This window comes from Arthrobacter sp. ok362 (assembly GCF_900102785.1).
Lineage (GTDB): Bacteria > Actinomycetota > Actinomycetes > Actinomycetales > Micrococcaceae > Arthrobacter.
Genome location: NZ_FNGC01000001.1, coordinates 250,470 through 270,040, shown reverse-complemented (window position 1 = coordinate 270,040; position 19,571 = coordinate 250,470). Strand labels below are relative to the sequence as shown.

Annotated in this window: 20 protein-coding genes; 10 read left to right on the top strand and 10 right to left on the bottom strand. The window is 66.4% G+C overall.

Features of this window, described 5'->3' with window-relative positions; genetic code table 11:
- Positions 1–18 precede the first annotated feature (18 nt).
- On the bottom strand, positions 19–573 hold the full coding sequence (locus BLQ10_RS01125; RefSeq protein WP_091557318.1) for a hypothetical protein: 555 nt from the start codon (positions 571–573) through the stop codon (positions 19–21).
- A 203-nt stretch (positions 574–776) separates the two neighbouring features.
- Here BLQ10_RS01125 and BLQ10_RS01120 point away from each other — a divergent pair, with 203 nt between their 5' ends.
- From BLQ10_RS01120 to BLQ10_RS01110, 3 genes are all read left to right on the top strand, one after another.
- Positions 777–1,211 (top strand): YbjQ family protein, encoded by a 435-nt coding sequence (locus tag BLQ10_RS01120; protein WP_254785340.1) that lies wholly within the window; start codon positions 777–779, stop codon positions 1,209–1,211.
- 164 nt (positions 1,212–1,375) lie between these two features.
- On the top strand, positions 1,376–2,017 hold the full coding sequence (locus BLQ10_RS01115; RefSeq protein ID WP_302847276.1) for a TetR/AcrR family transcriptional regulator: 642 nt from the start codon (positions 1,376–1,378) through the stop codon (positions 2,015–2,017).
- A 1-nt stretch (position 2,018) separates the two neighbouring features.
- Entirely contained in the window at positions 2,019–4,562 is a 2,544-nt protein-coding gene (locus tag BLQ10_RS01110; protein WP_091557315.1) for an MMPL family transporter, read from the top strand.
- 124 nt (positions 4,563–4,686) lie between these two features.
- On the opposite strand, the gene BLQ10_RS01105 is transcribed toward BLQ10_RS01110, so the two are convergent.
- The 5 genes from BLQ10_RS01105 to BLQ10_RS22235 all read right to left on the bottom strand — a co-directional run bounded on the left by BLQ10_RS01105 (position 4,687) and on the right by BLQ10_RS22235 (position 8,808).
- Positions 4,687–6,072: an HNH endonuclease gene (locus BLQ10_RS01105; protein ID WP_254785339.1), complete on the bottom strand. Its 1,386-nt coding sequence runs from the start codon at positions 6,070–6,072 to the stop codon at positions 4,687–4,689.
- Between the two features lie 58 nt (positions 6,073–6,130).
- The gene (locus BLQ10_RS01100) at positions 6,131–6,886 is read right to left on the bottom strand and encodes a class I SAM-dependent DNA methyltransferase (RefSeq protein ID WP_091557313.1); all 756 of its coding nucleotides are present in this window, start codon (positions 6,884–6,886) and stop codon (positions 6,131–6,133) included.
- A gap of 64 nt (positions 6,887–6,950) precedes the next feature.
- A complete protein-coding gene (locus tag BLQ10_RS01095; RefSeq protein WP_254785338.1) occupies positions 6,951–7,904 on the bottom strand; it encodes a hypothetical protein in 954 nt (317 codons plus the stop codon).
- Positions 7,901–8,644, bottom strand: coding sequence for a cytochrome b N-terminal domain-containing protein (locus BLQ10_RS01090; protein ID WP_091557311.1), 744 nt, complete (start codon positions 8,642–8,644; stop codon positions 7,901–7,903). The genes BLQ10_RS01095 and BLQ10_RS01090 overlap by 4 nt, the downstream gene beginning before the upstream one ends.
- Complete coding sequence (locus BLQ10_RS22235; RefSeq protein ID WP_175558431.1) at positions 8,641–8,808, bottom strand: hypothetical protein; 168 nt, start codon at positions 8,806–8,808, stop codon at positions 8,641–8,643. Before BLQ10_RS22235 ends, BLQ10_RS01090 begins: the two co-directional genes overlap by 4 nt.
- A gap of 132 nt (positions 8,809–8,940) precedes the next feature.
- Here BLQ10_RS22235 and BLQ10_RS01085 point away from each other — a divergent pair, with 132 nt between their 5' ends.
- The 3 genes from BLQ10_RS01085 to BLQ10_RS01075 all read left to right on the top strand — a co-directional run bounded on the left by BLQ10_RS01085 (position 8,941) and on the right by BLQ10_RS01075 (position 12,480).
- Positions 8,941–9,657, top strand: a complete 717-nt coding sequence (locus tag BLQ10_RS01085) for a Maf family protein (protein ID WP_091557308.1) — start codon at positions 8,941–8,943, stop codon at positions 9,655–9,657.
- Positions 9,658–9,858: 201 nt separating this feature from the next.
- Positions 9,859–11,679 (top strand): acetyl/propionyl/methylcrotonyl-CoA carboxylase subunit alpha, encoded by a 1,821-nt coding sequence (locus tag BLQ10_RS01080; RefSeq protein ID WP_091557913.1) that lies wholly within the window; start codon positions 9,859–9,861, stop codon positions 11,677–11,679.
- 69 nt (positions 11,680–11,748) lie between these two features.
- On the top strand, positions 11,749–12,480 hold the full coding sequence (locus BLQ10_RS01075; protein ID WP_091557307.1) for a glutamine amidotransferase: 732 nt from the start codon (positions 11,749–11,751) through the stop codon (positions 12,478–12,480).
- 131 nt (positions 12,481–12,611) lie between these two features.
- On the opposite strand, the gene BLQ10_RS22230 is transcribed toward BLQ10_RS01075, so the two are convergent.
- A complete protein-coding gene (locus BLQ10_RS22230; protein WP_175558416.1) occupies positions 12,612–12,779 on the bottom strand; it encodes a hypothetical protein in 168 nt (55 codons plus the stop codon).
- A 74-nt stretch (positions 12,780–12,853) separates the two neighbouring features.
- Between BLQ10_RS22230 and BLQ10_RS01070 the strand changes: the two genes are divergently transcribed.
- Together BLQ10_RS01070 and BLQ10_RS01065 are read left to right on the top strand one after the other, a co-directional pair.
- A complete protein-coding gene (locus tag BLQ10_RS01070) occupies positions 12,854–13,882 on the top strand; it encodes a DUF6454 family protein (RefSeq protein ID WP_091557304.1) in 1,029 nt (342 codons plus the stop codon).
- Positions 13,883–14,016: 134 nt separating this feature from the next.
- Positions 14,017–15,732, top strand: coding sequence for a phospholipase C (locus tag BLQ10_RS01065; RefSeq protein WP_091557301.1), 1,716 nt, complete (start codon positions 14,017–14,019; stop codon positions 15,730–15,732).
- 52 nt (positions 15,733–15,784) lie between these two features.
- Here BLQ10_RS01065 and BLQ10_RS01060 read toward each other — a convergent pair whose 3' ends face one another.
- A complete protein-coding gene (locus BLQ10_RS01060) occupies positions 15,785–16,525 on the bottom strand; it encodes a glycoside hydrolase family 15 protein (RefSeq protein ID WP_368086487.1) in 741 nt (246 codons plus the stop codon).
- Positions 16,526–16,756: 231 nt separating this feature from the next.
- On the opposite strand from BLQ10_RS01060, the gene BLQ10_RS01055 reads away from it, so the two are divergent.
- Positions 16,757–17,245 (top strand): MarR family winged helix-turn-helix transcriptional regulator, encoded by a 489-nt coding sequence (locus tag BLQ10_RS01055; RefSeq protein WP_091557299.1) that lies wholly within the window; start codon positions 16,757–16,759, stop codon positions 17,243–17,245.
- Between the two features lie 43 nt (positions 17,246–17,288).
- Here BLQ10_RS01055 and BLQ10_RS01050 read toward each other — a convergent pair whose 3' ends face one another.
- Positions 17,289–17,606: a hypothetical protein gene (locus BLQ10_RS01050; protein ID WP_091557296.1), complete on the bottom strand. Its 318-nt coding sequence runs from the start codon at positions 17,604–17,606 to the stop codon at positions 17,289–17,291.
- Positions 17,603–18,613 (bottom strand): SDR family oxidoreductase, encoded by a 1,011-nt coding sequence (locus tag BLQ10_RS01045; RefSeq protein ID WP_091557294.1) that lies wholly within the window; start codon positions 18,611–18,613, stop codon positions 17,603–17,605. The genes BLQ10_RS01050 and BLQ10_RS01045 overlap by 4 nt, the downstream gene beginning before the upstream one ends.
- A gap of 192 nt (positions 18,614–18,805) precedes the next feature.
- Here BLQ10_RS01045 and BLQ10_RS01040 point away from each other — a divergent pair, with 192 nt between their 5' ends.
- On the top strand, positions 18,806–19,498 hold the full coding sequence (locus BLQ10_RS01040) for a hypothetical protein (RefSeq protein WP_091557291.1): 693 nt from the start codon (positions 18,806–18,808) through the stop codon (positions 19,496–19,498).
- Positions 19,499–19,571 lie beyond the last annotated feature (73 nt).

The following is a 19,571-nucleotide window of genomic DNA, read 5'->3' as shown; positions in this document are numbered from 1 at the left end:
GTCCGAATACACGGTGGCCTAGCGGCCGCCGATCACACCCTTTTCGGCAGCCTTGGTGACGGCATCCGCCTCTGCCTGGGTCAGGGTGCCGTCCTTGACGGCCTGGTCCAGCCGGGGCTTCAGCGCTGCGGCGTGCTTGGCCTGCTCGGCGGTGCGCAGCTCGCCCAGGGCAGCGGTGACCTTGGCTTCATCGATGCCGAGCGATTTCGCCAGGGACGCGGCGAGGGCCTTTTCCTTCGCGGCACGGTCCGGTTTCTGACCCTGGGCCGGCGGGGTGGTGGGCTTGTTGGCTTCGCGGAGGGCCTTCAGGGCGTCGGTGACCTTGGCCTCGTCGACGCCCAGCTTGGCCGCGAGTTCCTTGGCGCGGGCGCCGAATTCCGCACCGCCGTGGCCGTGGCGTCCACCGCGCATGCCGTAGCCGTCGGCGGGGTTGCTTCCGGGGGCGCTGGCGCTGGGGGTCGGGGTGGGGCTCGGCGTCGTGGTGGCGGACGCCATCCCGGCGACTCCGAGCCCGGCGCCCAGTGCCACGGCCGCCGCCCCGAGGCCGAGCGCGATTCTGGTTGTGCGTGACATGTGCTGTCTCCTGGATCTGCCGAGTGGTGACGGCGCTTGAAGCTGATGGTTCTTCCGGGGAACTCTGCTCCGCGAGCACCTCCAGTCTGCACCAGCCCCAGCAGAGATGGCTGTTTCCCAGCTTTCACTTTCCTGTGAATCCGGCAGGGATACCGCTGCATGGCACCGGTCGCGCGGGAGGCAAAAGTGGATAGGCTCTGGGCATGCTGATCGTGACATCGAACGACATTCCGGGCCACCGGATCGACGCCGTCTTTGGCGAAGTCATGGGCCTGACCGTCCGCTCCCGGGACCTCACCGCCCAGGTCATGGCAGGCTTCCGTTCCCTGGGCGGCGGTGAGGTGCCGGAAATGACGCGGGCCCTCTACGAGAGCCGGCAGGATGTCATGGCCCGGATGGTGGTCGAGGCCGAACAGCGCGGCGCCAACGCCATCATCGCCATGCGCTTCGACACGTCAGCGATCGGGCCGAATTGGACGGAGACCTGCGCCTACGGTACGGCCGTTTTTGCCATTCCCCTCCCCCACAACGAGCCCGGGGCCACAGGCCAGTCGATCTACCTGACCAATTCCGGCGGGACGGGCGATTCGGGCGGCCTGACCAATTCCGGCGCAGCGACGCCCCAGCTCAACCCCTGAATCCCGACTGACCGGACCCCTGAAAATACTTGCGCAGAGTGCAAACATGCACGTAGTGTAAGCGCGTGCCCTCATCGTCATCTCCTTCCGCCGCCCAGGCTGCCCAATCCGGTGAATCCGGCGAACCCGCCGAGCCCGGCACCGCACCGACCTCACGGCGCGAACTGAGCCGTCGCGAATTAAAAAAGGCCGCCACCCGGCAGGCCATCACGGACGCCGCCATGGACTTGCTCCGCACGCGGGGTCCCGGAAACTTCACGGTGGAGGACATTGCCGAGGCCGCCGGCATATCCCGCCGCACGTTTTTCAACTACTTCGCCAGCACCGAAGTGGTCATTGCCTCGGTGACCCACGGGTTCCTGGACAAGGCACTCCAGCAGTTCCGGCTCCGCCCGGCAGGCGAGCCCATCCTGGAATCTGCGCGGGCGGCGCTGGTTGAACTCGCCGACCCGATGACAGTGGCTCCCATGGCCGAGCTGTACAGCATGGGCCAGGCGAACCCCATGCTCAGCCGGTCCGAGCTGGAAGCCTGGGACCACTGCACCGTTGAGATCATCGACGCCGCCCGTGAGCGCTTCGCCCAGGGCTCCGGCGTCGAGGTCGACGAGCTGTACCTCCGCGCCCTCGCCGGCTCCATCATCTCCTGCGGAAAGGCCGCCATGGATGTTTGGTTCGCCCGGTGCGGCGGCGACCTCAGCCCGGCTTCCCTGTCCATCCTGCGCCAGCTCCTCATCGATTCCATGAGCCTCCTCGGCTCCGGTTTCGCATCACACTCCCCCGCCGCCCCTTCCCCAGATCGGCACTGACATGGCCCTGTTGCTCTACCGTCTCGGCAAGTTCTCCTACCGCCACCGCTGGCTCGTCATCTCCCTCTGGCTCGCCGTCCTGGTGGCCGTTGGCGGCGCAGCAGCGGCCTTTCACGGCACCATGTCCAACAACTTCCAGATCCCCGGCACTGAAACCCAGCAGATGGCGGACAAACTGAAGCGGGACCTGCCCAAGTCCTCCGGCGGCTCGGCCGGCATCGTGTTCGAATCCAAGGACGGCCAGTTCACCCAGGCCGGCAAGGACGCGGTCTCGGCGGCGCTGGCCAAGCTGAAAGCCCTTCCCGACGTTCAAGGCACCGTGGACCCGTTCGCCACCCAGGCCCAGCTGGACAAGGCCGTCGCGGACCTCGCCGCCGGCGAGCGGCAGGCGTCCGCAGGCAAGGCGCAGCTGGACGCGTCGGCCGCCCAGCTGGCCGCGGGCAAGGCCCAGCTGGCTGCGGCCGAGCAGCAGATGACCGCGGCCGGCATGTCCGCCGAGGCCATCGACGCCCAGCTCGGCCAGCAGAAGGCCGCCCTCGCCGCCGGCCAGGAAAAGCTCGACGCCGGAACCAAAGAACTCGAGGCCGGTGCGGCCAAACTCGCGCTCGCCAAACGCCAGTTTGAGGCCTCGCAGGGCATGCGGTTCGTTTCCGAGGACGGCACGGCGGCGATCGCCCAGGTGCAGTTCAAGACCTCGATCAACGGGCTGGCCCCCGCTGTGCGCCAACAGGTCCAGGACATCGCCCACGGAGTCTCCTCTGCCGGCGTGACCGCCCTGGCCAGCAAGGAAATCACCGAGGACGTCTCGGAGCTGTTCGGCATCTCCGAGATCCTCGGCATCGCCATCGCGGCCCTGGTGCTCATCGTCATGCTGGGAACGCTCATCGCCGCAGGGCTCCCCCTGCTGATGGCTCTCGTCGGCGTGGCAGTGGGCGTCGGCGGCACCTTCGCGCTCAGCGGCGCCATCGACATGAGTTCCATCTCCCCGATGCTGGCGCTCATGCTGGGCCTCGCCGTTGGCATCGATTACTCGCTCTTCATCGTCAACCGGCACCGCGGCCAGCTCCTGGCCGGCATGGACGGGGAGGAATCCGTCGCCCTCGCCACCGGCACCTCCGGCAACGCCGTGCTGTTCGCGGGCCTGACCGTCATCATCGCCCTCGCGGCCCTCGTCATTCCGGGCCTGCCCTTCCTGGCCGTCATGGGCCTGTCCGCCGCCGCAACGGTGGCAGTCGCCGTCGTCGTTGCCCTGACCCTCACGCCCGCCGTGCTGTCCCTCATCGCTCCCCGGCTCATTTCCCGCCGCGCGTGGGCCAAGGCGGAGAAGCACAACGCCGCCCCGGGCCACGAGAGGGAGGACCGCGCCCGCGACGAACGCCGCAGCACCCGCGGCTGGGGCGGCCTCGTCACCCGGCACCCGGTCCTGGCACTGCTGGTCGGTGTCCTGCTGTTGGGCATCGTGGCGCTACCGGCCAGCCAGTTGCGGCTCGCGCTGCCCGACGGCGGGTCCGAGCCCGTTGAGTCGCAGGCGTTCAAGGCCTATGACGTCACCGGCCGCAGCTTCGGCGAAGGCATGACGGGCCCGATCGTGGTGGTGGGCGACTTCCCCGCCGGCCTGAACGAGGCCGAAGCCGCGGCCAAGCAGCTCGACGTCGCCGACATCCTCCGCGGCACGGCCAACGTCACCGCCGCCGTTCCCGTGGCCCTCAGCGAGGACCGCCGCACCGCGGTGTTCCAGGTCATTCCCAAGGAGGGCCCCGCCAGCGCCAGCACCGTCAAGGTGGTCTCCGAGCTGCGTGCCGAAAAGGAACAGATCAAGGATTCCACCGGCGTCAGCATCGGCCTCACGGGCCAAACGGCCGGCAACGTCGACGTCTCCACGAAGCTCGGCGACGCCCTGCCCCCGTACCTGGGCATCGTCGTCGGACTGTCGCTGATCCTGTTGCTGCTCGTGTTCCGCTCCATCGTGGTGCCGCTGCTGGCTACGGGCGGCTTCCTGCTCTCGCTCGCGGCCGCCTTCGGAGCCGTCGTCGCGGTGTATCAGTGGGGCTGGCTGGGGAGCGTGTTCGGGGTCGAAAACCCGGGCGCGGTGCTGAGCTTCCTGCCGATTATCCTGATCGGCGTGCTGTTCGGCCTGGCCATGGATTACCAGGTGTTCATTACTTCGGGAATGCGCGAATCGTTCATGCACGGCGAATCGGCCAAGCACGCGGTCCGCACCGGCTTCAGCCATGCCGCCTCCGTGGTCACAGCGGCCGCCATCATCATGGTCAGCGTGTTCGCCGGCTTCATCTTCTCGCACCTGAATATGGTCCGGCCGCTGGGCTTTGCGATGGCGTTCGGTGTGCTGGTGGACGCGTTCGTGGTCCGCATGACGATCGTCCCGGCCGTGATGTACCTGCTCGGCAACAAGGCGTGGTGGCTGCCCCGCTGGCTGGACCGGATCCTGCCGGACGTGGATGTTGAAGGCTCGAAGCTCCGGCAGCCGGCACCCGCCGCGGCGGCCGAACCCGACGCCGAGCCCGAAGAGGTCGCCGCGCGCTAATGTGACCGCTTGCGCGCGGGTCGTTGATCGCGCGGTGCTTTTGATGAAGCGCCCTGACGAAGCGCCCTGACGAAGCGCCGGACGAGCTGCCCGCCGATCACCTGATCGGCGGGCAGCTTCCGTATCAGGTGATGGCCGCTGGTGCTCGCCGTGCGCGCTTGAGCGTTTTGGCGCGATGCAGGAGCCGACGGCGGGAGCCAGAGCCAGGCTGGCCGGCTGAGCGGTCAGGCGTGCCCGCTGAAGCTGTGTCGGGCAGGACAGTGTCCGGCAGGACTGTGCCCGGTAGGGCTGGTGCGGTGGAGCAGTAGGTGTGGCCGGTGGGGGTGGTGAGTTTGATGGTGTGCCTGTTGCCGTTGCCGCTTGTTGTTGGGACGGTCCGGGCGGTCCAGCCGGGGGTTTCTTTGGTGTGGTTGCAGGCTTCGCAGAGTCCGGCGCCGTTGGTGCTGGTGGTTTCGCCGCCGCCGTGGTGCGGGACGATGTGGTCCATGTGGCGGATCGGGGCATCGCAAAACGGGGTGCGGCAGGTGTCGTCCCGGGCTTCAATGAAGCGGCGCAGTCCGGTCGGGAAAATCCGGGCGCGGGAGTCCATGCCGATGAGGTCGCCGCTGCCGGGGTGGGTGTAGAGGCGCCGGAGCCAAAGGGCGAAGGCAGGGTCCTGGCCTCCCGGGCCGGCAGCAACCTCACCGGCAGCGCCAGCGCCGCCACCGGGGTCCGGGGAACCGCCCCGATGCGGGGGCCGGTCTCCGGCGTGGCCAGGGTCTGCGGACCGTTTGGGGGGCCGCCTGGTAACGAGGGTGCGGGCCCATTCGGCTGGGACGATACCGTAGCCGGACAGGGCGGCCGGTTCGGAGTCGGCCTGAAAGAGGGTGCGGTCGGTCATGACGACCTGGATTTCGATGCCGCTGATCCCGCCGGGGGTGCCGGTGGCGCGTTCCACTAACTCGTCAGCCATGACCTGGCCGCGCGTGCGGGGGTCCCCGGCGTTGCGCAGGGAATCCGCGAGGCGGGTCAGGGCTGTGTGGACGGCGACGCCCTCGGCGACGGGCAGGAACGCTGTCAGGTGGCACATGGTGTCGGGGGCGGGGCGCAGGCTGACGTGCCGTTCGGTGGCGGCGTGTGCTGCGCGCCGGGCGACGGAGCGGGGGTCCAGCCGGTAGGCGGCGGCCCGCGCCGCGGCAACAATGGCCCGGTCGCCCTTACCCGCCAGGATCCCGGTGTCGGCGGCGAGGTGCTCGTCGACGGCGGCCCGGTCCGCGGCGGTCAGGCAAGCGGTTTCGCGGACCAGGAGCGTGGCCCGCCATTCGTTGAGTTCAAGCCGGGCCTGTTCGGCGGCGGCGGCGGATTTGGCGTCTTCGAGTTCGCGGATCCGGTCGATCATCCCGGCACAATCCGTCGCCGGCGGGAGGGCCGACAGCAATCCAGCAATCGGCACGGCGGCGGTAAACGGCCCGCTGCCGCGGGATCCCGCCCCTGGCCCGAGAGCCACATCGAGCTCCTGCTTGCCGTCCATGAATCCAGTCTCCCGGCGACCTACGACAATTTAATCGACAGCCAGCGGCCTGGGATCCTCAGGGTGGGGCCAGCCGGTACACCGACACCTGACTGCGGGATTCCGCGGTGAAGTCGCCGCGGTCCCAGCCGGCCCACCGGGATTCCAGCCTGAATCCGGCCAGCCGTGCCATGAGATCGAGCTCGCTGGGCCAGATGTACCGGTGTGGTGTCCGTCCAATCCGCGCATCGCGCCCATCCGACAGTTCTGGGCCGAACCGCACATGGTGCGAGACGACGTGCTGGCGGAGCACGTCATAGGTATCGATCAGGAGATACCCGGGCTGGCTGACCTCGACTGTCCCGCGGTGTCCGGGTGGCAGCGAACGCAATTGCGGCACCCAGAGCTCAATGACGAAGCGTCCGCCAGGTGCCAGGTGCCGAGCCGCGTTCTGGAAACACCGGACCTGTTCGTCCTGTGTCAAGAGGTTGGCGATGGTGTTGAACACCAGGAACGCAAGCGAGAAATTTTCGCCCGCCGCGGCCTCGGTCATGTCGCCCTGAACGACGGGGATGTGGTCCTCGCCGACCTTTTCACGCAGGCGGGAGATCATCGCGTGGGACAGTTCGATGCCGCTGACCTGCGCCCCCGCCTCCCAGAGGGGGATGGCGACTCGACCCGTGCCGATGGCAAACTCAACGGCCGGGCCGTTACCCGCCAGCTTTGACAGCACCTCCACTGTGGGGCCCAATACCTCGGGCGAGAACATTCCCTCTCCCGGCGTGTCGTACTGCTTCGCCGCTTCCTCGTCCCAGAGCTGTTGCTGGTTGATCATCCCGCCACTATTGCACCCCTCTGGGCAGAACATCTACCGCGACAGTCAACAGCCGCCGGCTCCCTCAGCGGTTGCGGTAGTAGTCCTTCCAGATCAGGCGATGAAGGGGGATCATCCGCGGCAGCGACCTCAGACCAGGGATGAACGGCAGCAGGGCCAGCAATGCCGTCAGCACCAGCATCGTGACGACGACGAGGGCGTCGGCGTTGGGGGCGGACTTGAACGGCTCGATCTGGTAGAGGAGCGAGAAGAGCCACAGCCAGGACTGCCCCGGCGTGTCGCCGGTTTCGTTCATCACGCCCCACTGGTCCCCGGAGAGGTGCTGGCTGGCCGCAAGATCCGGGAAGTAGCCGCCGTCTCCCAGAAAGAGGAGGCTGCGCGTGTAGTCCATGTTGTAGAAGTTACCGCCGCTCTGCAGCACACCGTCCAGACTGCCTTGGCGCGCCATGTCCAGAAGTGCTGCGGTCAGCGCAGGGACGGGACCATAGTCGCCGTCGGCTACCTTGGCGGGGTCGCTGTCAGGCGCAGCGGCGAGGGCGTCGGAATAGGTGGCTGCCCAGGCTGAGCGTTGCTGATCCGTGGCGGCAGTCCAACGTGCCAGGTCTGCTGGCGGCGACGGCAGCGTCGCCAACGGGGCGATCACGAAGTCATTGGCGGTATCAACGGGAAGGCGGATGCCGGAGAGGCTTTGAAGGTCCACGGGGCCGATCTTCTGGGTCGCGTCCTGGGTCGAGTTGTAGGGCGGCCCGTATCCGGCAGTATCGCTGGTGCCGGCAAGTTCTTTTGCGGCGGTGGCAGTGAAATCCGCCGGGGCGGCGGTGGCCCACGCCTTGAGGCTGACGCTGGGCTCATCGGGGGACCCGAAGATGGCGGAAACACCGAGCACGAGCAGACCAACCACGACAACACCGATGATCAGCTCCTTGATGAGGTCATATTCGCGGACGCTGCCTGTCCAAGGCCGGCTGGCAACGTCGTCCGTCTTCCGCCAAGAGATACTGCTGCTTTTCCTGGTCATTGCACTGTGCCCCTGGGTTCGGTGGCCTCTGGAGGTTCGGCCGGCTCCGGAGGTTCGGTGGCCCCCGGCCGGTTGTGAAGCAGCTGGGCGTCGGACTCCGCGGCCTCAAGTGGAGGCGCAACGCCGTGGACCCGGACCAGCAGGACGTGCAGGACCACCACAGCGCCCACGGCCACGGGCAGAAGCGTGACGTGCCAGGTGAAGAGCTGGCCGACGTTGGCCACATTGAACCAGGCGCCCACTCCGACGGCGTTTAGCGCATCCTTCGCTTCAAAGGCAATCCACTGGGAATCGAAGTTCGTCTGCAGCAGATACCCGGTGAAGGCCGCCACGATGGAAACGACAAAGGAGATCACGCCGGTGATCCAGGTCAGGAGCCGGCCCCCGCGCCAGGCCGCCATCCAGAATTTCAGCCACAGGTGCACCACCATAAAGATGAAGAAGAGCTCCACGCTCCACAAATGGGTGCTGTTGACGAAGCTCCCCAGCGAGGAAACGTGATACCACTGGGGTCCGTTCAGTCCCAGCACGATCCCGGAAACGATGATCCACAGCAGGGAACCGATGGCGCCCATGCCGAATACGTACGCCCAGGATGCCACAAAACTTGGCTGGTCCTCGGGCAAGAGCTTATCCGGCGGAAGCTTCCTCAGGAGCCACCGGCGGGCCCTGCCGGTCCAGGTGTGGGCGTCCGTTTCATCGACCGGCGCACCGTGCCCCGGTGTGGTCTGGGCGGTCATTTCCGCCGCTTCCCACCGGGAAAGGGAAGGACGAGGGCCAAGACGAACAGGATGATCATCACTACGATCACAATCAGGTTTCCCGACTGGATGGTGAAGCCGTCCCAGCCAAAATATGTTCCGGCGCCCACCGAGACGGCGCCCGCGACTAGACAACCAGCCATGGCTTTCTCGATTCTCTGAAAGACCCTGGTTCAACCCCAACATGATCAAATTTCCGTGGCCAGAGGCTTTCGCCCCGCCCAGCGGCGCTCTGGCACCTCCCCAGCCCGTCTATGGTCAATTAGGCTGGATCGGTGAACCGCCTCATTCTTGCCTCCCAGTCCCCCGCCCGCACCAAGCTGCTCAGCCACGCCGGCATCCGGCACGAGGTCCTCGTCTCGGACGTGGACGAGGACGCCGTCCAGGCCCGCTACGGCGTGACGGATCCGCACGATACGGCCCTCCTGCTCGCCCGGGCCAAGGCCGAGGCCGTCGCTTCGCTGCCCGAGGCGGACGGCGCAATCGTGATCGGCTGCGACTCGGTCTTTGAGTTCGACGGCGAGGCCCACGGCAAGCCCTACACGGCCGACGTCGCCCGCGAACGCATGCTCCGCATGAGCGGCAGCATGGGCGTCCTGCACACCGGCCACTGGCTCGTGGACTGCCGCGACACCGCCGTCGCAGACACCAACATAATCACCGACGGCGAAGGGACGGACGGCGGCGGCGTCACCGCACGCGGCACGGGCGCCACCCTGGGCTCGGTATCCTCGGCCGAGGTTCACTTCATGGAGATGAGCGCCGAGGAAATCGAGACCTACATCGCGACCGGCGAGCCGCTCCAGTGCGCCGGCTCCTTCACGATCGACGGCTACGGCGGGGCGTTCATCCGCAAGGTCGACGGCGATCCCCACACCGTCGTCGGGCTCTCCATCTCCACCCTGCGCGCGCTGCTCGGTCAGGCAAATGTCGGGATCACCGAGCTCTGGACCGGCGGGGCCGTGGATCCGGCGGACGTCCGCGCCGAGTAATCACCGAGTGAGAGCCGAGTAGGAGCCGAGTGAGCGCGGAGTGAGCCAATTCGCCGCTCTTTGTGGCAACCCTACAAAGGAGGGGCCGTTTACGCGCGGAATCCGCAAGTAATATCGGCGGAACCCTCAAAACCGCGCTAGGCTCCCTGAAGGAAAGAAGGAGACGCCTTGTCAGCAAATTCGGAGCAGTCCGCACCCACCGTGTCGGGATCAACACAGTCATCTACAGCCGGGGGCACCCGCCGGCTGACCAAGGTGCTGATCGCCAACCGTGGAGAAATTGCGGTGCGCATCATCCGCGCCGCCCGCGATGAAGGCATCGCCTCGGTGGCTGTCTACGCGGACCCCGACCGCGACGCGCTGCACGCCCGGCTCGCTGACGAGGCCTACGCGCTCGGTGGCAACACCGCCGCGGAGTCCTACCTCGTGATGGACAAGATCATCGACGTCGCCCTCCAGTCCGGCGCGGACGCCATCCACCCCGGGTACGGGTTCCTGGCCGAAAACGCCGAGTTCGCCGCCAAGGTGATCGCCGCCGGCATCACGTGGATCGGCCCCTCCCCCGAAGCGATCTCTGCCCTGGGCGACAAGGTCCAGGCCCGGCACATCGCCGAGAAAGTCGGCGCCCCGCAGGTCCCCGGCACCGCCGACCCGGTCGAATCCGCGGAGGAAATCCTCGAGTTCGTGGACAAATTCGGCCTGCCGGTCGCGATCAAAGCGGCCTTCGGCGGCGGCGGACGCGGCATCAAGGTGGCCCGCACCCGCGAAGAAATCCCCGAACTCTTCGAATCCGCCGTGCGCGAGGCCACCGCCGCCTTCGGCCGCGGCGAGTGCTTCATTGAGCGCTTCCTGGACGCCCCGCGGCACGTCGAGACCCAGTGCCTCGCCGACGCCCACGGCAACGTCGTGGTGGTCTCCACCCGCGACTGCTCGCTCCAGCGCCGCAACCAGAAGCTCGTCGAGGAGGCACCGGCACCCTTCCTCACTGAAGAGCAGAACCGACGGCTCTACGAATCTTCCAAGGCCATCCTCAAGGAGGCCGGCTACCTCGGCGCCGGCACCTGCGAATTCCTGGTCGGCCAGGACGGCATCATCTCCTTCCTCGAGGTCAACACCCGCCTCCAGGTGGAGCACTGCGTCTCCGAGGAAGTCACCGGGATTGACCTCGTCCGCGAACAATTCCGGCTGGCGTGCGGCGAAGAGCTCGGCTATGGCGACCCGGAAGTACGCGGCCACTCGATCGAATTCCGCATCACCGGCGAGGACCCGGGCCGGAACTTCATGCCCGCCCCGGGCACCATCACCCTTTTGAAGAACCCCACCGGGCCCGGCGTCCGCATCGATTCCGGCGTGGAGCAGGGAGATGTCATCAGCGGCAACTTCGACTCCATGCTCTCCAAGCTGATCGTTACCGGCGCCACCCGCAGCCAGGCCCTGCAGCGGTCCCGGCGGGCGCTTGAGGAAATGGTGGTGGAAGGCATCCCCACCGTCATCCCGTTCGACCTCGCGGTTGTTTCCAACCCCGATTTCGCACCGGCCGACGGCGCGTTCAAAGTGCACACCCGCTGGATCGAGACAGCCTACGTCAACGACATTCCGGCCTGGACCCCGACCGGCGCTGAGGCAGAAGCGGCCGACGCCGGCGAGCGCCAGCGCGTCGTCGTCGAGGTCGGCGGCAAGCGACTGGAAGTCGTGCTGCCGGCGTCACTGGGCTCGGTCAGCAACACAGCCGGCGCCAAGCCGGCCAAGGCCAAGAAGCGCTCCCGCGGCGGCGGCGCAGCCGTGGCCGCGAGCGGCAACGCCCTGACCTCCCCCATGCAGGGGACCATCGTGAAGGTGGCCGTGGCCGAAGGCGACGCCGTCGCCGAGGGCGATCTCGTCGTCGTGCTCGAAGCGATGAAGATGGAACAGCCGCTCACCGCCCACCGCGCCGGGATCGTGATCGGCCTCGCCGCGGCGGCCGGCGAGACTGTGTCCGCCGGCGCCGTGATCGCCATGATCGAGGACGGCGCGCCCGAGTAGGCACGCGGCCCCGGCGGGACGCGGGCGCGCCTCTGGCGCCCCCGCGTCCTGCCCGTGCAAACTTGGTCTGTGAAGCCATTTCTGCTCCTCGCCTCCCGCGCCGAAGACGATGCCGCCGAGGACGAATACCGGGCTTACCTGCGCTACGGCGGGCTCGAACCCGCGCAGCTGAGGCGCATTCGGATGGAAGCGGGGCCGCTGCCGGAGCTGGTGCTCTCCCGCTACTCGGGCGTGATAGTCGGCGGGAGCCCCTTCACGTCCAGCGACGCTCCCGAGCACAAAACTGACACCCAGCACCGTGTGGAGCACGAACTCGCCACGCTGTTGGACTGGATCGTTGCCGAGGATTTCCCCTTCCTTGGCGCCTGCTACGGGGTCGGCACACTCGGACTGCACCAGGGCGCCGTGATCGACCGGACCTATGGTGAAGGGCTCGGCGGCGTAACCATCAAACTGACGGCAGACGGGCTGGTTGATCCCCTGCTGCGGGGGCTGCCGGAGAGCTTCACGGCGTTCACCGGCCACAAGGAAGCCTGCACCGTCCTGCCCGCCCACGCGGTGCTCCTGGCCAGCTCCGCCGCCTGCCCGGTGCACATGTTCCGGATCAAGACCAACCTGTACGCCACCCAGTTCCACCCCGAGCTCGACGCCGACGGGCTCGTGACGAGGATCGACATCTACCGCCACGCCGGCTACTTCCCGCCGGAATCCGCCGAAATGCTGATGGAGGACGCCCGGCGGTTCACCGCCACGGAGCCGATGAAGATCCTGCGGAACTTCGTGGAGCGGTACGCAAACTAAGCCCCTGCCCGCCTACCGTCCCGCCCTGCCGCGCCCCGCGTTCCCGCCCGATTGCTTTCCGTCTGACACGCAAATGCCCGGCGTGTCCGAGGAACACGCCGAGCATTTGCAGTAGGAACCGGGAAGGAGCGTCAGGCCACGTTGTTCTCGTAGTCGAGGTCCCGGGTTTCCTTGCTCACGAACAGGGCGATCAGCGTCAGCACTGCCATGGACGCGAGGAAGACGCCCAAGCTCAACCCGCGGGTTGGCGGCTCCGATTTCCCCAAGTCGGCTTTTGCCGCAACCTGCTGTTCACCCACCCGCCCCGGGCGTTCATTACCGCCCAGTAACGTCGCGAGCTCTTGATAAGTCCCAACCTTTGAGAGGCTCACCCATGAGCGCGACTCGCACCCGAGGCATCCTCACTTCCGCTGCGGCCATCATCCTGGCCGCGTCCGCAATCGGAGGCACCGCGGCCGCACAGGCTGCAGGCAACAACGATCAGCACGGCGGAAACGCCGCCGGTTCCGGCAACCACAGTGAATCGACCACGGCCCTGGCCGACGCCTTCAACGGTGTCGACCGGAACACGAACTGGCAGCAGACGTCCAAGCTGAAGCTGAACTTCCCCACCTACCACACCGAGGGAATCGCCTACAGCCAGGACCACATCTTCCTCTCGGCCGTTCAGATCATCGAACCGACCAAGAAGTTCCCGTCCCCGCAGAACGGATTCGATCGCACCCCCGGCAAGGGCATAGGCCATCTTTTCGTCATGGACAAGTCCGGAAACCTGCAAAAGGACGTCATTCTGGGCGAGGGCGACATGTACCACCCCGGCGGCATCGACTTTGACGGCACCAACGTCTGGGTTCCCGTGGCCCAGTACCGGCCGGACAGCAGCGCCATCGTCTACCGCGTCGACGCGAATACCCTCGACGTGCACAAGCAGTTCGAGGTGAAGGACCACTTCGGCGGCATCGTGATGGACAGGCAGACCGGCCATCTGGTCGGCAACACCTGGGGCTCGCGCCGCTTCGCGGAGTGGGATCTGCAGGGCAGGCAGCTATCCACCTGGCAGAACCCAAACTTCTTCATCGACTACCAGGACTGCCAGTACGTGCCCAACTCCAAGATGCTCTGCGCCGGCATCACCAACCTCCCGCAGACCCCGGCGGCCGGCGGCACCGGTGCCATCTACGAACTCGGCGGCATGGCGATGATCGGCCTCAAATCCCACAGCGTGATCCGCGACGTACCGTTCCAGCAGTGGTCCACCGCCGGCCATGTGGCCACCCGAAACCCGTTCAAAATGACCGCCGACGGGAACCACCTCACCATGAAGGTGGCGCCCGACAATGGCGACGAAGGCAACGGCACCGAAATCCTCACCTACGAGGCCACCGTCACCCCAGCAAAGTAATGGAACCGCGACGCCGGCCCGCGACGCGGCATGCCTGCCGCGACGCCGCATGCCGGCCGCATTCCTTCCCTAGCAACATACGAAAGCCGGCCATCAGCTTCCGGCACCCCTAAACAGCAACGATTGGTAACTCCATGCCTCATCCTCACCCAGTACGACTATTCACCCGGAAGCGGGTCGCCGCCGCCACGGGCGCCGGAGCCCTGGCGGCCTCGGCGCTGACAGCCGGACTCTTCGGCTTCGGCGCCGGCCCCGCCACCGCCGGCGAAAATCACGACAGCACCGCGACGCCGATCAAGCATGTAGTGGTGATTTTCCAGGAGAACGTCTCTTTCGACCACTACTTCGCCACCTACCCCAAGGCCGCCAACACCCCCGGAGAAGTCCAGCAGGGCACCGGCACCCAGGCGGCCTCCTTCACCGCTGCGAGGAACACGCCCAAGGACATCAACACTCTGGCCACCGCCGGACTGCTGGCACCGAACAACCCCAACTCGGCGCAGCCGGCCCGGCTCTCACCGATGCAGGCCGTCACGTGCGACCAGGACCACGGATACGCCGCTGAGCAGAATGCATACAACGGCGGGGCGATGGACAAGTTCGTCCAGTTCACCAGCCGGGACGCCTGCGGCACCAACCAGTACGGACGCCCCGGCCTGACCATGGACTACTACGACGGCAACACCGTCACCGGCATCTGGAACTACGCCCAGAACTACTCGATGAGCGACAACCACTTCAGCACCGTCTTCGGCCCCTCCACACCGGGTGCCCTGAACCTGATCGCCGGCCAGACGCACGGGGCCACCGAATACACTCCCGCCGGACAGCCCGTGGCCACTGCGGCGGCGGGAAGCAGCGCTGTCCGCCAGCCGGATGTGAACGGCGTCGGCACGGTCATCAACGACCCTGATCCGGTCCACGATGACTGCTCGAACAACAGCCACGCCAAAACCGGCAACCTGGCCGGCATGGCGGGCAAGAACATCGGCGACCTGCTCAACGCCCGGGGCACGTCCTGGGGCTGGTTCCAGGGCGGCTTCACACCGACGACTGCCGCGACAGCGACCACCCCGGCGTCGTGCCTGTCCAGCCACACGAACGCCGCCGGCGCCAGCGTCGTTGACTACTCCCCGCACCACCAGCCGTTCCAGTACTACGCCTCCACCGCCAACCCCCACCACCTGGCGCCGGCGTCCGACGCGGAAATCGGCCACAACGGCCAGGCGAACCACGAGTACGATCTCACCGCGTTCAATAAGGTGGTCAATACCGACAACATGCCCGCAGTGTCCTTCCTGAAGGCCGGAATGTTTCAGGACGGCCACGCCGCCTACTCCGACCCGGTCGACGAGCAGAACTTCATCACCAACGCGGTGAACCAAATCCAGAAATCCAAGAACTGGAAAAACACGGCCGTGGTGCTCGCGTACGACGATTCGGACGGCTGGTACGACCACGTCGCTGCTAAGGTCAAGAACTCTTCCAATGCCGACGACGACGCCGCCTGGTGCCAGAACGCGGCAGCCAGTGGAATTCCGATGGCCGGCGGCTACGCTGACCGGTGCGGCCCCGGCCCGCGCCAGCCGCTCGTGGTCATCTCCCCCTATGCGAAGAAGAACTTCGTGGACCACACCCAAACCGACCAGGCCTCGATCCTGCGCTTCATCGAAGACAACTGGCACACCGGCCAAATCGGCGACGCCTCCGCCGATGCCACCGCGGGCTCGGTGAGCGCCATGTTCAACTTCGATAAGCGGCGCAACGACAAGGTCCTGCTCAACGAACAGACCGGCGCCGTGGCCTCCATCACCAACGCCGGGAACGGCAACAACAACTCGGGGAAGTAGGTACCCACAACGGCGCGAAAAAGCCCGGTGTGTTCACTGAACACACCGGGCTTCACGCTCCTGGTGGCCGGGCGAGCCAGTGGGCTGTTTCGAGCATGGCGGCGTGGACGAAGGCCTGAGGGAAGTTACCGCGAAGCTGGCGCTGTTCGATGTCGAATTCTTCGGTGAACAATCCCGGGGAAGCGCAGGCGGCCCGGTTGCGTTCGAAGAGCCTGAACGCATCCTTGACATTGCCTTGCTGATATTCCGTTAGGGCCAGGAAGAACCCGCACAGGAGGAAGGCGTCTTCGACATCACCCAAAGGACCGGGCTTGTGCCTGAACCTGTAGACGTAGCCATCGTCGAGGAGTTCTTTCCTCACGGCTTCTGCCGTGGCGAGGGAACGGGAGTGGTGGCCCGGGACAGCTCCACGGACGGTGGGAATAAGCAGCGCCGCATCGATCCTGGCGTCGGCGGCTGATCGCTGCCACGTGCCACTGAAGTGCGTGCATGTGGCTGCCGTTTCCGCCAGGATCCTGTCGGCCAGTGATCCCCAGACGGCGGCCTGGGTGGCGGGGGCGTACCGGGAGATGGCCCTGAGACCGGCGACGCACATCAGCCGGGAATGGGTCCACTGTTCGTTGTGGAGTTCCCAGACACCGGCATCGGGGGTGGCCCATTTCGCTTCAATTCCAGCCACGGCCTGCTCGACGGCCTGCCAGCGCGTCATATCGAGCTGGTCGTGGCGGGCGGCCGTGGTGTAAAGCAACAGGGCTTCACCAAAAATATCCAGTTGGAATTGCCCGTTACCCAGTTGCCGACCTTGTCCGTCCCAGCGCTAGTCGTAATTCCGTTTTGCCTCGTCGCGCTCCGGCAGCCCAAGAGTGGCGGCTGCGGCCATGGCTCCGGTCGAGCTCGTCATCCCGCGCAGGACCGCGTACGCCCGGCGCGCGTCGGCAGGGGCGGCGCTCCTCCTCAATCGGAAAGACATGTGCCGCAGGGCAAACTTTGCTGCCGCGCAAGTACCGGGGTGATACTGGGGTTCGTGGAGAGATTTGAAGACGGCGGCGCCGCCGATGCCCATGTCGATGCGGTCCTTCGGGCCGCGAACGTACTGTTGCGCGTCGTGGCGCAGTCGGTGATCGAAGTCGAAGACGTTGTCACCACCCCCCAATTGCGGGTGCTTGTCCTGATTGCCACGCGCGGGCCGCAGAATCCCGGCGCCATTGCCACCGAACTGGGGGTCCATCCATCCAACGCCACCCGCATCTGCGACCGCCTGGTCAACGCCGGATTGATCGCCCGGCGCGATGACCCCGGGGACAGGCGGTACCGGGCACTGTCCCTGACCCCCGAGGGCGCCTCTCTGGTCAACACCGTCCTGGAACACCGGCGGACAGCCGTCGCCGCGGTAATGGGACGGCTGCCGAAGGAGTTGCGCGACATTGCGGCGCAGGGCATGAACGCGTTTGCCGAGGCCGACGGCGGCGACGGCAGCGAGGACGGCCGGTTCACCATCGATCTCCAGAGGTGAGCGCCAGTGCTTCGATGCCCGAACCCAGCACCGCACGAGATGATCACTTGAACTCCCCCGCCGCGAAGACCAATGCAAGGGCGGCGTTAGCGGCCGCGGACCGCCGATGGCGGCCATCCAACGCGGCAAGAACAATCATGCTCGCAGCGTGGACCGCATCAACGCTGCCCCCCACACGGTGGGCAGTCCGCCCGGCCCGTGCCGTCAGCACCGCCTGAAGCAAATGCCGCGCGCCGAGTACCCGAATCACCGCCCGCGCCCTGCCGTCCGGCGCCTCACCGAGCAGCCGGCCCGACACGAAGTCCGGTGCCAGCAACTCGCTCATGCCGTAGGCCGCCCGGACCACTTCCAGCGGCTTCACCGGCGCGCCGCCCGGAACAGCACTCCGGCAGCGGCCGCGAGGAGCCCGGCCGCGGCAGCGCCGACGGCTGTATGGTGCTGGGAGGCCCAAAGCTGCGCGCTGTGCCGGGCGGACCGGCTATCAAAAATGCCATGCGTTCCGAAATCCTTCTCGGAGTCTGCGGGCTCCCAAAGGTTCACGGGCTGGTCGGCTCTGCGAGGTTCCGAGGTCTGCTGGGCCTTGAAGCCCGTCTTGGCCAGGTAACGGTCCAGCAGGCCAGGAGCGAAGGAGTTCGCAATGAGTGTTCCGGCGGTGCTGCCGCCCACCCAGTACTCGCGTCGCCGTGGATGGTCCGCTGCATAGACCACCGCCCGCGCGGCAACTTCTGGCTGGTAAATGGGTGGCACGGGCTGCGCGTGATGCGGAAGACGGGACAGCACCCAGGAAAACTGGGGTGTGTTCACCGCCGGCATTTGCACCATTGTGGTGTGGATTCCGCTCGATTCATGCAGCAGTTCACACCTCAGGGATTCATTGAACCCCTGAATGGCGTGCTTGGCGCCGCAATAAGCAGTCTGAAGTGGGATGCCGCGGTAGGCAAGGGCCGAGCCGACCTGCACAATGACTCCCCGGTTCCGAGGCCGCATGCGCCTCAAGGCCGATATCGTTCCGTAGACATAACCGAGATAGCTGACCTCGGTAACGCGCCTGAACTCCCCAGCAGTGATTTCGGAAAATGGGGAGAATACAGAGGTGAACGCAACATTGACCCAGACGTCGATGGGTCCCAGCTCGCGCTCAATCCGCTCGGCGGCGGCATCGACCGCTTCAGCGTCGGCGACATCGACACTTATGGTCCACGCCCGGCCGCCAGCAGCCTCCACCTCCTGCGCGGCTCCGGCCAGGCCCGCCTCACCGCGGGCAAGTAACGCCACCACGGCGCCTTGACGGCCGAAGGCGACTGCCGAAGCGCGTCCGATTCCGCCAGTGGATCCCGTAATGACGACGATGCGCCCGGCTTTTTCCATAGAAGGCAACTCCTTAGCGTGTCAGCAATTACGTCAGCATCCCGCCAAATTTCCAGGGCCGACGTGGTCCCCCCTGATAACAATCTAACTGGAGTGCTTGCGCCTGCGCAATGGTATGTAAGCTTAGAACCATGTCTTAGCTTCCATGGCGCGCCCAGCCGGAATGCTGGGCGGTTTGCCTAGAATCGGTGGATGCCTGACACGGCAAACGCGAAGGACCGCTCCCAACACCGTTGGCCGGCCGTAACCGGCCTGCTGATTGCACTGGGTCTCTACGCCGCCCTTCCCAGCGCCTTCCTCCCGGTCATCCGCTACACAGTCGTGGGAACTGGACTCGTGATGCTCATTCCCTTGCTGATCCTTAACCCGCGCCGCCTGCGCAAAGAGACACGATGGTCAAAAAAATTGGCCACGGGCCAGGCACTCCTCCTCGTCGCCGCCAATGGTGTTGCCTTGGTGCAACTCATCATTCTGCTGACCTCCTCCGGCAGCGGCAACGGGCGCACGCTCCTCCTGGCAGCACTGCAGATCTGGGTAACTAACATCATCGCGTTCGCCCTGGTTTTCTGGGAATTGGACCGCGGCGGGCCGGTCGCACGGCGGAATGCCCACCGGGACAGTCTTCCGGCTGCTGACTTCCGGTTTCCCCAGGACGAAGACCATGACGCTGTCACGGAAGTTGCGACGCGGTCGTCAGTCAAGAGCGGGTGGGTGGCTTCCTTCGTCGACTACACCTACTTCTCCTTGTCTAATTCCATGGCATTCAGTCCCACGGACACCATGCCTTTGTCTCCCCGGGCCAAAATGATGATGGGTCTCGAAGCCGCCGGAGGATTCGTCCTGCTGGCCCTCGTCATCGCCCACGCAGTCTCCCTGCTGGGCTAAGACCTCGGGCCGGCCCAACCCCGACGTGCCTCCACCGGTTCTCCTCACTCAAACCCTGTTTCATCTGTTAAAG